The organism is Paraburkholderia fungorum (assembly GCF_046026025.1).
In the GTDB taxonomy this organism is placed as follows: Bacteria; Pseudomonadota; Gammaproteobacteria; order Burkholderiales; family Burkholderiaceae; genus Paraburkholderia; species Paraburkholderia fungorum_E.
Window position 1 is genome coordinate 310,728 of sequence record NZ_JAQQFL010000002.1, and the last position, 11,432, is coordinate 322,159.

The following is an 11,432-nucleotide window of genomic DNA, read 5'->3' on the forward strand; positions in this document are numbered from 1 at the left end:
CGCGGGTTCAAGCACCCGGCGTCGTTTCCTTGAACTTGCCGTACGCCATCAACCGTTCGAAACGGCGTTGACGCAGGTCGGTGATGCTCATGCCCTGGAATTGACGCAGCGAATCGGCGAGCGCGCGGCGCAACATGGCGGCCATGCCCTTCGGATCGCGATGCGCGCCGCCGAGCGGCTCGTTGACGATCTTGTCGATCAGACCGAGCGCTTTCAGACGATGCGCGGTCAGGCCGAGCGCTTCCGCGGCTTCTGGCGCTTTTGCGGCGCTCTTCCACAGGATCGATGCGCAGCCTTCCGGCGAAATCACCGAGTAGGTCGAGAACTGCAGCATCAGCACGCTGTCGCCAACTGCAATCGCAAGCGCGCCGCCCGAGCCGCCTTCACCGATGATCGTGGCGATCAGCGGCGTCTTCAGTTCAGCCATCACATACAGATTGCGGCCGATCGCCTCGGACTGGCCACGCTCTTCGGCGCCGATGCCAGGATACGCGCCCGGCGTATCGATGAACGTGAAAATCGGCAAGCCGAACTTCTCGGCGAGACGCATCAGGCGTTCAGCCTTGCGATAGCCTTCCGGACGCGGCATGCCGAAATTGCGCAGCGCGCGCTCCTTGGTGTCGCGGCCCTTCTGATGACCGATCACCATGCAGGCCTGGCCGTTGAAACGCGCGAGGCCGCCGACGATCGACAGGTCGTCCGCATAGTTGCGGTCGCCGTGCAGCTCGTGGAAATCGGTGAACAGCTCGCTCACGTAATCGAACGTGTACGGGCGTTGGGGGTGTCGGGCAATTTGCGAAACCTGCCACGGGGTGAGGTTCGCGTACAGATCTTTGGTGAGCTGTTGACTCTTCTTGGACAGCCGCTCGATCTCTTCCGAAATATCGACGGCCGAATCGTCCTGCACGAAGCGCAATTCTTCGATCTTCGCTTCGAGTTCAGCGATCGGCTGTTCGAAATCCAGAAAGGTGGTCTTCATTGGTTGTAATCCTTGGACTTACCGGCAGCGCGTATTCTAACCGCGCTCGCCGATGTCAAAACCATCTCGCAACTATCGATTTTTAACAATTGATAGTTTTCTGAAACAGCATCGTTTCTTGTTCTTCAGTTTCAGTAGTCGATCGGCAACGGATCGAGACTACGCCACATATACCAGGTAGCGACGGTGCGCCACGGCTCCCAGTTTGCCGCAACCTCACGCGCTTCGCTGCGCGTAACCGGCTCGCCGCTAAAGTAGTTGACGCTGATCGCGCGGATCAGACCGAGGTCGTCGAGCGGCAGCACGTCCGGGCGCGACAGATTGAAGATCAGGAACATTTCCGCGGTCCAGCGGCCAATGCCGCGGATCTGCGTCAGTTCGGCGATCACGGCTTCGTCGTCCATCGAGGTCCACTTGCCGACGTGCAACGCGCCCGACACGAAATGCTGCGCGAGATCGAGCACGTACTCGGCCTTACGCTTGGATAGGCCGCACCCGGTCAGCTTGTCCTGACCGAGCTTGATGAACTGCTGCGGTACAAGCTTCGGACAGGCTACCTCGACTTTCGCCCAGACCGCCTGCGCGGACGCCACCGAAATCTGCTGCCCGACCACCGAACGCGCGAGCGTGACGAACGGATCGCCACGGCTCAGCAGATGCACCGGGCCGAACTTTGGAATCAGCTTCTTCAGAATACGGTCACGCTTGACGAGGTCAGCGCAGGCTTTGTCCCAATACGCCGGACGCGTAACCTCAGGCGTGAGGCCGGCGATCTGCACGGGCACCGCGACTTCGGCCGCACCCGCGGCTTCGCCACCGGCACCCGACGACGCGCGCGTCTTGCGCACGACTTCGCCTTCGTGCCCTTCGTGTGCCATGCGCGCGAGCTGCTGCACGTCGCCGGCGAGTTCGGCAGGCAACGCACCATTGCTTTTCGCACGCGGCGCCTTGGCCCGCTTCGAAGCGGGCGCGGGCGCCGACGCGCCGTTCAGCGCGCGTTTGACCGCGGCTTTCTTCGTTGCACCTGCCGCCGCCGTCGACGCTGCGCCCGCCGTAACGCGCGCACCTGTCTTCGCCGCCACCCCGGCGGGTTTCGGCGATGCTTTCTTTACCGCGCCGCTGTCCGCACGAGCCGACGTTCGTGTCGACTTTGCTGCGGCTGCCGCGTTTGTTTGAGACGTGGCTCGTTTAGCCGGCGTCTTCGTGGCCGTTGCCATCCTGCCTCCTGCCTGGCGAGTCGATCAGAGGAAACGTCGAGGTGCGCTCACACGCGCCGCCACTCGGTCAACCCGCCGGGTTTGTCTTCAAGTGCAACGCCGGCCTCGAGCAATTCGGCCCGGATCCGGTCTGCTGCCGCATAGTCTTTCGCCTGCTTGGCGGCCACGCGCGCGGCGATCTTCGCTTCGATCGCGGCGGGCCCGAGCGCGCCTTCTGCGGCGGCGCCCGCAGCCTGCTGCAGGTAGGCACGCGGCTCCCGGCCGAGCAAGCCGAGCAAAGCGCCGAGCAGGCGCAATTGACGGGCCAGCGCGGGGTCGCGCGTGCGGTTCACTTCAGTTGCCAACTCGAACAACACCGACACTGCAACCGGCGTGTTGAAGTCGTCGTTCATTGCTGCCTGGAAACGCTGCGCATGCGCTTCGTTCCAGTCGAGATCCGCGCTGTCCGGCGTGACGTCTTTCAGCGCGGTGTACAAACGTGTGAGCGCACTGCGGGCGTCGTCGATATGGACGTCGCTGTAGTTCAACGGCGAACGGTAATGCGCACGCGCGATGAAAAAACGGACGACCTCGGCATCGTACTGCGCCAACACTTCGCGGATCGTAAAGAAGTTGTTCAACGACTTCGACATCTTCTCATTGTCGATCTGCACGTAGCCGTTGTGCATCCAGTAATTGACGAAGGTTTGTCCGGTCGCAGCTTCGCTTTGTGCAATCTCGTTCTCGTGGTGCGGAAACTGCAGGTCCTGACCGCCGCCATGAATGTCGAAATGTTCGCCGAGCAACGTGCAGCCCATGGCCGAGCATTCGATATGCCAACCCGGACGGCCACGCCCGTACTTCGATTCCCAGCCGGTGTCCGCCGGCTCCTCCGGCTTCGACTGCTTCCACAGTACGAAGTCGAGCGGGTCCTGCTTCGCGTCGTTCGCGGCGACACGCTCACCGGCGCGCAGATCTTCGAGCGATTTGCCCGACAGCTTGCCGTAGCCCGCGAACTTGCGCACCGCGTAGTTCACGTCGCCGTCGGCCGCCTGATACGCGTAGCCGTTCGCCTCGAGCTTCTCGATCATGCCGAGCATCTGCGGGATGAAATCGGTGGCGCGCGGCTCCAGATCGGGACGCGCGATGCCGAGCGCATCCGCGTCTTCATGCAACGCGTTGATGAAGCGATCGGTAAGCGATTTGATCGTTTCGCCGTTCTCGACCGCGCGCCGGATGATCTTGTCGTCGATATCCGTGATGTTGCGCACGTAGGTCACGTCGTAACCGAGCGTGCGCAACCACCGCTGCACGATGTCGAACACGACCATCACGCGCGCGTGGCCGACGTGACAATAGTCGTATACGGTCATCCCGCAGACGTACATCCGCACGACGCCATCTTGCAGCGGCACGAAAGTTTGCTTGTCACGCGCGAGCGTGTTGTAGATGCGCAGTGATTCCATAGAGAACGGTGCGTGGGCCGAAAGAAATCCGCAATGGGTTCGTGCTGTTTCGTGCATGACGCGCCCCGCGAGAAGACGGCGGGTGCGTTCCGTACTGCAACAGACAGAGCAGCAAACCGGTGCACCTGGTGCGGCGTTCAGGCTGCGCTCAGGTTGCAATCAAGGCGGAGACGACCACGAGTGGCGAAAAGACAGTTTGCGGTTCGACGGAACGCGCAGACCTTTTGTTAGAATGGGTCGGAGTATAACATCCAGACCTGAGCCTATGAAACCTTCCAGCGGCCGTGCGCGCAGCGCTGCGACCCTCGCCGCGACGGCATTCTGCGCCGTCGCCCTCACGCTCTTGCCGGGTGCCGCCGCGTACGCGCAGAAAACCTCCACGCTGCCGCAAGGCCCCGCCGTGCGTGACAACACGCCGGAGATCGACACGTCGATTGCGCAGAAAAACTGGCAAGCCGCGCTCACCCAGCTCGACGCGCGCATCGCCTCGAATCCACGCGACGCGCAAGCAAAATTCAAGCGCGGCACGGTGCTGGCCCATCTGAATCGCGACGACGAGGCGATCACCGCATTCACCGAACTCACCCAACTGTATCCCGAGCTGCCCGAGCCGTATAACAACCTGGCGGCGCTCTATGCGAAGCACGGCCGTTATGCCGAAGCGCGCGCCGCGCTCGAAACGGCGACCAAGGTGAATCCCGGCTACGGCCTCGCGTATGAAAATCTCGGCGACCTGTATTTGCGCATGGCCAACGAGGCCTATCGCCGCGCGCAGAGCCTCGGCAAAGCGAGCGCCACGACCACGCAACGCCTCGCGGATATCCAGAACGTCATTTCACCGCCCAAGGGCAAAACGCCGGTGAAGAAAGCCGCCGCACCCGTCGAGGCCAGCGCCCCGCGCGCTACCCCGGAGATGACGCAAACGCCGAGCTTCCAGTACGGCGGCGCAAATGGCTCGCTCGCCATGCCGCCCTACATGGCGCCGTCGCAGTAACACGGTCATCGTTTTCGGCAACACGTTTTTTCCAACCCTGAGGATCTTCATGAAATGGTTGATGTTGGCGCTCGGCAGCGCCGCCCTGATCGCAAATGCCCCCGCCTTTGCCCAGTCCGGTTCGCAGGCCGCGCATCCGTCCGTCCTCTTCAAGACCACGGAAGGCGACATCCGTGTCGAGTTGTATCCTGAGAAGGCGCCGAAAACCGTCGCCAACTTCCTCGACTACGTGAAATCCGGCCAGTACAGCGGCACGATTTTCCATCGTGTGATTCGCGGCTTCATGATTCAGGGCGGCGGTTATACCCAGAGCTTCGCGGAGAAGCCCACGCGCGCGCCGATTCCGCTCGAAAGCCGTAACGGTCTGAAGAACAGCGCCGGCACGCTCGCCATGGCGCGCACCAGCGATCCGAATTCGGCCACCGCGCAATTCTTCATCAACACGGTGGACAACGCCGGCCTCGACTATCCGAATCCGGACGGCAACGGCTACGCGGTGTTCGGCAAGGTCACGGGCGGCATGGACGTCGTGAAGAAGATCGAAGGCACGCCGACCACCACCCGTGGCCCGATGAGCGACGTGCCAGCAAAGCCGGTCGTGATCGAATCGGCTACGGTTGTCGGCAAGTAACAGAACACAGCAGAAAAAAGCAGAACAAAAAAGCAGCACCCGGCACGCTGCATAAGAAGTCAACGATAACTCTACGCACCCGGCGCGGCCCGTCGTCATCGCATCTCACATGACGGGCGGCCACGCCTTTTACTCACCCCGATCATCAAAGGATTCCATCATGGTTGAACTGCACACGAACCACGGCGTCATCAAACTCGAACTGGACGCTGAAAAGGCACCGAAGTCGGTTGAGAACTTCCTCAACTACGTGAAGGCCGGTCACTACGACAACACGGTGTTCCACCGCGTGATCGACGGCTTCATGATCCAGGGCGGCGGTTTCGAACCCGGCATGAAGCAGAAGCCGACGGCTGAGCCGATCGCTAACGAAGCGAACAACGGTCTGAAGAACGTCAACGGCTCCGTCGCGATGGCTCGCACGAACGACCCGCACTCGGCGACCGCGCAATTCTTCATCAACGTGAACGACAACGACTTCCTGAACCACTCGTCGCCGACGCCGCAGGGCTGGGGTTACGCCGTGTTCGGCAAGGTTGTCGAGGGCCTCGACATCGTCGAGAAGATCAAGAAGGTCAAGACGGGCTCGAAGGGCTTCCATCAGGACGTGCCGGCCGACGACGTGGTGATCGAAAAAGCCGTGATCGTCGACTAAACGTCCGACAAGCGCCACCCCGTTTGAACTGAAATCAGGCACCTTCGATGCTGCAAGAAACGCCGCTGCGAAGCGTCGCCGCGGGCGTGCCTGGCGAGGGCAAACGCCCGCACGCCGCACGCCCGTTTTTTTTCCTCTCCGATATTCATCTGAGCGAGGCGATTCCGCGCACGGTCGCCGCGTTCGAGCACTTCATTCGCGTCACGGCCGAGCAGGCGGATTCGGTTTTCATTCTCGGCGATCTGTTCGAATACTGGGTCGGCGACGACATGCTCGTCGAGCCGTTCGTCGCGCGAATGGCGGCGCTGCTGCACACCTTGTCGGAGCGCGGCATCGCGCTCTACATCATGCATGGCAATCGCGATTTTCTGCTCGGCAAGCGCTTCATGAAAGCGGCCGGCGCAATCTGGCTGCCCGATCCGTTCGTGATCACCGCATTCGGCACACGTATCGCCCTCGCGCACGGCGACGGCCTCTGCACCGCGGATCGCGGCTATCAATATTTCCGCCGCCTTACGCGCTGCCGTCTGACGCAGATGCTGTTTCTCGCCTGGCCGTTTCGCTGGCGCCAGGCGCTGGCGGAAAACATGCGTTCGAAAAGCGAGCATGGCCGCTCGCGCCCGGCTTCGCCGAAGTATGACGTGACGCGTAAGGCCGTCGCCGCGTTGTTCAAGTCGTCGAAAACGGCCACGATGATTCACGGGCACACGCATCGGCCGGCGTGCCATCGCGAGCCCGACGGCACGCGCTGGGTTTTACCGGATTGGGATCTGGACCACGGCGAGCGCCGTGGCGGTTATCTGCGAATCGATGCGGAAGGCATTCGGGCCTTGCCGCTGGATTGATCAGCGCTAGGTCGCGACCCCTTCCGCCTTTCCTGCAATCGCGGCCGACAAACGCCGCAAGTCAAGCAGCGCCGCATCGGCGCCTTGCAGCCCTTCCAGACTGGTTCCCAGCCGCTCCAGCGCGTCGACGATTTCGTCGATGCGCTTCGACTGCGTGGCGGCGTGATCGATCAGGCCATGAATCGCCAGCGAGACCGGATCGTCCGCATTCGGCGTGATGCCGTAGGCGCAGAACCCACTGCTTCCGGACGCGCGTTTGGCATCCTGCGCGGCACCGCCTGACTGCGCTCCGGACACGGCGGCTGAAGTCACGGCGGAAGCTGCCGGAACAATGATCCGGGCCGGATTACCCACCGCCGTGCCGCGCGCCGGCACCGGCTTCGTGACCACCGCATTGGAGCCGATTTTCGCATCCGCGCCGATCGTAAAGCCGCCGAGCACCTTTGCGCCCGCCCCGACGATCACGCCGCGCTCGAGCGTCGGATGGCGCTTCGCACCTCGCGTGAGCGACGTGCCGCCGAGCGTCACCCCCTGGTAGATCGTGCAGTCGTCGCCGATTTGCGCCGTCTCGCCAATCACGACGCCCATGCCGTGATCGATGAACACGCGGCGGCCCAGCGTCGCACCGGGATGGATTTCGATGCCGGTCATGAAACGCGCCATCTGCGAAATGAAACGCGCGAGCCAGCGGCGTTTGGCCTGCCAGCATGCGTGCGCGAGCCGGTGCAGCACAAGCGCGTGCAGACCCGGGTAACACGTGATGACTTCCCAGGCGCTGCGGGCGGCGGGATCGCGCTCGCGGATCGTGGCAATGTCTTCGCGAAGTCTCGTGAACATGGCAGGGACTGTGTCGTGGGAGAAAGGACCGCATGCGCGAAAAACCCCGCACGGCGGATGCTTGCCGTATAGCAGATCGGCAGCTTTGCTTAGAACGTTTCGAGCAATTGTAGGGCGATTGCGCGAAACCTGCCGGAAGCCCACGCTGCCGGCAAGGTCGTCGATTGCGAAGCGACGCTTTTATGAAGCGTCGGTGCCCGGCGGTTTGGTCTTCAGCAGGATATGTTTGGCGATGCCGCGCACGATATTCACTTCCTCCCGCTCCAGACCGGAGCGCGCGAACAGCCGCCGCAAACGCGACATCAGCTTTTTCGGATTGGCCGGATCGAGAAACTCGAGCGCAATGAGCGCGCTTTCCAGATGCGTGTACATGCTTTCGATTTCGTCGCTCGCCGCCCGTGCGCCGGCCGGCTCGCCCTGCCCCACCGGCGCTTGAGCCGCTGCAGGCGCCGCAGGAGTGGCCCCGCCGGCGGACAAATACGTGGTGCGCAATTCATACGCCAGCACCTGCACGGCCTGCGCAAGATTGAGCGAACTGTAGGCCGGGTTGGCGGGAATATGGGCGAGCGCGCTGCAACGCTCCACGTCCTCATTCGACAAACCCGTGCGCTCGTTGCCGAACACCAGCGCGATTTCGCCGTGCATCGCCTGCTCATGCGCGGCACCAGCGGCGGCACGCGGCGTCCATTGCGGCGGCCCGTATTCGCGCAGCCGCGCGGTGAGCGCGACCGACCAATGCACGCCGCTCAACGCGTCGGCAAGTGTCGGCACGACGTGCGCGGATGCCAGCACGTCGTCGGCGCCGCTCGCCATGGCAATGGCTTCCGGATCGCTCTGCACGTGCGGCACGCGCGGCGACACCAGCACGAGGCGCGAAAACCCCATGGTTTTCAGCGCGCGCGCCGCGGCGCCGACGTTACCGGGATGGCTGGGCTCGACGAGCACGAAGCGCGTCGACGTGAAACCGCCGCGCAGGTCCGCCACGGCGGGATCGGAGGAATGGTGGGTGTGGTCCACGATGAAACCCGGCAAGCTAAAGAATGCGTATGGTAGCGCCAACCTCGAGCCGGCTCCGAATTGCGTGTGAGTTGCGGGTAATTTGCGGGTGAATTGGACATGACGGCCGGGCATGACGGCCGCATAAAACGCTTGCCAGGCACCTGTCATATCCGCTACCGGGCAGCCACCGCTGCCGCACCGCCCGGACTCAGGTAAAATAGCGCGATTCGCGTCCGGCTTATCGTCTACGAAAAGTCCGGCGCCTCGTTCTTATTCAATTCGTCTCCGTCGGCGGAATCCGCACCAGTCCTTTATCGGGCGTGCGTTCCGTGCTGTTTCCGCGCCCCTCGATGGCGCTCAATTAGCGCTCATCCCGCGCTCATTTACCGGCAAGCAGCCGTGCTGCCCCGGCACAAGGATCCAGTCTCATGCATCCCATGCTCAATATCGCTGTGAAGGCTGCGCGCCGTGCCTCACAGATCATCACCCGCGCGTCGCTCGACCTCGATCTCCTCCAGGTCAGCAAGAAACAGCACAACGATTTCGTCACGGAAGTCGACAAAGCGTCTGAAGCGGCGATCATCGATACGCTCAAGACCGCCTACCCCGATCACGCCATCCTCGCCGAAGAATCCGGCAAGTCGGACAACGAGTCCGAATTCCAGTGGATCATCGATCCGCTCGACGGCACCACCAATTTCATTCACGGTTTTCCGTACTACTGCATCTCGATCGCGCTCGCCCACAAGGGCATCGTGACGCAGGCCGTGATCTACGATCCGACCCGCAACGACCTGTTCACCGCCTCGCGCGGCCGCGGCGCATTCCTGAACGACCGCCGCATCCGCGTCGCCAAGCGCGACCGCCTCGCTGACGGCCTGATCGGCACCGGTTTCCCGTTCCGTGAAAAGGACGGTCTCGAAGCGTACGGCCGCCAGTTCGCTGAAATGACCGAAGCCTGTGCCGGCCTGCGCCGTCCGGGTGCCGCCGCGCTCGATCTGGCCAACGTCGCCGCCGGCCGCATGGACGGCTTCTTCGAGCAAGGCCTGAATCCGTGGGACGTCGCCGCGGGCAGCCTGCTGATCACGGAAGCAGGCGGTCTGGTGGGCAACTACACGGGCGACTCGGATTTTCTGCACGTCGGTGAAATTGTTGCGGGCAATCCGAAGGTCTACGCGCAGATGATCCCGATCCTGTCGCGCTACAGCCGCACGCGTCAACAATCGGCTTAAGGCCTCAGGCCTCCGGTCCGGAGCTCGAGCCCGCCATCCGGGCGGCTCCGCGCCGGCCCCGGCAATACGAAAAAAGCGGCTTCGGCCGCTTTTTCGTTGGCGCGCCTGCATCCGGCAGGCGTTCGTGCTACAAAGCGGAAGGCCGCGCCGGCATGCTCGATTCCCCGCCTGCGTTTCGCGCGTCTTTCACAGCGCCCTGCTTCGCGCCGGACTTGCGCGCAGCTTCCAACCCGCTTCATGAAAAAAGGCTTCTACACCATCATCGCGGCGCAGTTCATTTCGTCGCTCGCGGACAATGCACTGCTGATCGCCGCCATCGCCTTGCTATCGGTGATCCGCTCGGCCGCCTGGGTCACGCCGCTGCTGCAGATTTTCTTCACCGTCTCCTATGTGTTGCTCGCCCCCTTCGTCGGCGCATTCGCTGACGCGATACAAAAGCGGCACGTCATGTTCGTCTCCAACGCGCTCAAGGCGAGCGGTTGCCTGATGATGATCGCCGGCGTTCATCCGATGATCGCGTACGGCGTGGTCGGCTTTGGTGCGGCGGCGTATTCGCCAGCCAAATACGGCATTCTCACCGAGCTCCTGCCCGCGGAAAAACTCGTCAAGGCCAACGCGTGGCTCGAATCGGCCACCGTCCTGTCGACCATTGTCGGCACGATGGTCGGCGGCGCGCTGATCAGCACCCTCGCCGATAAATTCGTCGCCCGCGCGCATCTGCCGCTGATCCGCTCCTCCGCCGATCTGGCCATGTTCGCGGTGATGCTCACGTATGCCATCGCGGCAGGGATCAACATCTTCATTCCCGACACCGGCGCGCGTTATCCGAACCGTTTGGCCGAGCCGAAGCAACTGGTCGGCGACTTCTATCACTGCTTCAACGTGCTGTGGGCCGACAAACTCGCGCAGATCGCGCTGTGGGTTACGACGCTGATGTGGGGCGGCGCGGTCACGCTGCAATTGCTGGTGCTCAAATGGGCGAACGTGAACCTCGGTTTGTCGTTGTCGAAGGCCGCCGTGATGCAAGGGGTCACGGGTCTCGGCATCGCGGTCGGGGCATCTGCCGCGGCCGCGCTGATTCCGTTGCGCCGCTCGTTGCGCGTGCTGCCGATCGGCATCCTCACCGGCGCGGTGGCGATTGCCGTGGCGTTCTACAACAAGGACCTGTTTCCGGCGGGCGCCGGTATTCGTATCGGCTCGTACGTCCTGCCGTTCTATATCCTGTTCGCCTATCCTTTGATGATTCTGCTCGGCGCGCTGTCCGGCTTTTTCATCGTGCCGATGAACGCGATACTGCAGCATCGCGGTGCGACGCTGCTTTCCGCCGGCCATTCGATCGCGGTGCAGAATTTCAACCAGAATCTGGCCGTGCTGCTGATGCTTGGCGTCTACGCGATACTGCTCACCGCGAAGATGCCCGCGCAATGGATCATCGTGGTGTTCGGCAGTTTCATCACCTTCATGATGTGGCTCGCAAAACGGCGCAGCGCGGTGAATGAGCGCACGGTGGATATGCGGGCGCTGGTGGAGGAGTGATGGCATGGCGGTGTGCGAACTGCCTGGCGCCTGGCCGTCCGGCCAGGGTCCGCTCGTCGCGC

11 protein-coding genes are annotated in these 11,432 nt (G+C 62.9%); 6 read left to right on the forward strand and 5 right to left on the reverse strand.

Translation table 11 applies throughout. The features are described 5' to 3' along the window. Window positions 1-7: 7 nt before the first annotated feature. From PQR67_RS03570 to cysS, 3 genes are all read right to left on the reverse strand, one after another. Window positions 8-979 carry an acetyl-CoA carboxylase carboxyltransferase subunit alpha gene (locus PQR67_RS03570; RefSeq protein WP_408454514.1) on the reverse strand — a complete coding sequence of 324 codons (972 nt, stop codon included), beginning with the start codon at window positions 977-979 and terminating at the stop codon, window positions 8-10. A 131-nt stretch (window positions 980-1,110) separates the two neighbouring features. Further along, window positions 1,111-2,196, reverse strand: coding sequence for an endonuclease III domain-containing protein (locus PQR67_RS03575; protein ID WP_408454517.1), 1,086 nt, complete (start codon window positions 2,194-2,196; stop codon window positions 1,111-1,113). Window positions 2,197-2,243: 47 nt separating this feature from the next. Next, window positions 2,244-3,641 (reverse strand): cysteine--tRNA ligase, encoded by a 1,398-nt coding sequence (gene cysS, locus PQR67_RS03580; RefSeq protein WP_408454520.1) that lies wholly within the window; start codon window positions 3,639-3,641, stop codon window positions 2,244-2,246. A gap of 265 nt (window positions 3,642-3,906) precedes the next feature. Here cysS and PQR67_RS03585 point away from each other — a divergent pair, with 265 nt between their 5' ends. The 4 genes from PQR67_RS03585 to PQR67_RS03600 all read left to right on the forward strand — a co-directional run bounded on the left by PQR67_RS03585 (window position 3,907) and on the right by PQR67_RS03600 (window position 6,766). Next, a complete protein-coding gene (locus PQR67_RS03585; RefSeq protein WP_408454523.1) occupies window positions 3,907-4,635 on the forward strand; it encodes a tetratricopeptide repeat protein in 729 nt (242 codons plus the stop codon). A 49-nt stretch (window positions 4,636-4,684) separates the two neighbouring features. Beyond that, window positions 4,685-5,266, forward strand: a complete 582-nt coding sequence (locus PQR67_RS03590; protein ID WP_408454526.1) for a peptidylprolyl isomerase — start codon at window positions 4,685-4,687, stop codon at window positions 5,264-5,266. Window positions 5,267-5,426: 160 nt separating this feature from the next. Then, window positions 5,427-5,921 (forward strand): peptidylprolyl isomerase, encoded by a 495-nt coding sequence (locus PQR67_RS03595; RefSeq protein WP_408454529.1) that lies wholly within the window; start codon window positions 5,427-5,429, stop codon window positions 5,919-5,921. A 47-nt stretch (window positions 5,922-5,968) separates the two neighbouring features. Then, window positions 5,969-6,766, forward strand: coding sequence for a UDP-2,3-diacylglucosamine diphosphatase (locus PQR67_RS03600; protein WP_408454531.1), 798 nt, complete (start codon window positions 5,969-5,971; stop codon window positions 6,764-6,766). A 6-nt stretch (window positions 6,767-6,772) separates the two neighbouring features. On the opposite strand, the gene cysE is transcribed toward PQR67_RS03600, so the two are convergent. Both cysE and PQR67_RS03610 read right to left on the reverse strand, forming a co-directional pair. Beyond that, window positions 6,773-7,603 carry a serine O-acetyltransferase gene (cysE, locus tag PQR67_RS03605; protein WP_408454534.1) on the reverse strand — a complete coding sequence of 277 codons (831 nt, stop codon included), beginning with the start codon at window positions 7,601-7,603 and terminating at the stop codon, window positions 6,773-6,775. A 180-nt stretch (window positions 7,604-7,783) separates the two neighbouring features. Further along, the gene (locus PQR67_RS03610) at window positions 7,784-8,620 is read right to left on the reverse strand and encodes an RNA methyltransferase (protein WP_408454536.1); all 837 of its coding nucleotides are present in this window, start codon (window positions 8,618-8,620) and stop codon (window positions 7,784-7,786) included. A gap of 410 nt (window positions 8,621-9,030) precedes the next feature. Between PQR67_RS03610 and PQR67_RS03615 the strand changes: the two genes are divergently transcribed. Beyond that, window positions 9,031-9,834, forward strand: coding sequence for an inositol monophosphatase family protein (locus tag PQR67_RS03615; protein WP_408454538.1), 804 nt, complete (start codon window positions 9,031-9,033; stop codon window positions 9,832-9,834). 237 nt (window positions 9,835-10,071) lie between these two features. Next, on the forward strand, window positions 10,072-11,370 hold the full coding sequence (lplT, locus tag PQR67_RS03620) for a lysophospholipid transporter LplT (protein ID WP_408454541.1): 1,299 nt from the start codon (window positions 10,072-10,074) through the stop codon (window positions 11,368-11,370). The last annotated feature ends 62 nt before the right edge of the window (window positions 11,371-11,432 follow it).

Excerpts from the sequence above, each read along its gene's own strand:
- PQR67_RS03570 (WP_408454514.1), bottom strand. The coding sequence starts at position 979 with ATGAAGACCACCTTTCTGGATTTCGAACAGCCGATCGCTGAACTCGAA.
- PQR67_RS03575 (WP_408454517.1), bottom strand. The coding sequence starts at position 2,196 with ATGGCAACGGCCACGAAGACGCCGGCTAAACGAGCCACGTCTCAAACA.
- cysS (WP_408454520.1), bottom strand. The coding sequence starts at position 3,641 with ATGGAATCACTGCGCATCTACAACACGCTCGCGCGTGACAAGCAAACT.
- PQR67_RS03585 (WP_408454523.1), top strand. The coding sequence starts at position 3,907 with ATGAAACCTTCCAGCGGCCGTGCGCGCAGCGCTGCGACCCTCGCCGCG.
- PQR67_RS03590 (WP_408454526.1), top strand. The coding sequence starts at position 4,685 with ATGAAATGGTTGATGTTGGCGCTCGGCAGCGCCGCCCTGATCGCAAAT.
- PQR67_RS03595 (WP_408454529.1), top strand. The coding sequence starts at position 5,427 with ATGGTTGAACTGCACACGAACCACGGCGTCATCAAACTCGAACTGGAC.
- PQR67_RS03600 (WP_408454531.1), top strand. The coding sequence starts at position 5,969 with ATGCTGCAAGAAACGCCGCTGCGAAGCGTCGCCGCGGGCGTGCCTGGC.
- cysE (WP_408454534.1), bottom strand. The coding sequence starts at position 7,603 with ATGTTCACGAGACTTCGCGAAGACATTGCCACGATCCGCGAGCGCGAT.
- PQR67_RS03615 (WP_408454538.1), top strand. The coding sequence starts at position 9,031 with ATGCATCCCATGCTCAATATCGCTGTGAAGGCTGCGCGCCGTGCCTCA.
- lplT (WP_408454541.1), top strand. The coding sequence starts at position 10,072 with ATGAAAAAAGGCTTCTACACCATCATCGCGGCGCAGTTCATTTCGTCG.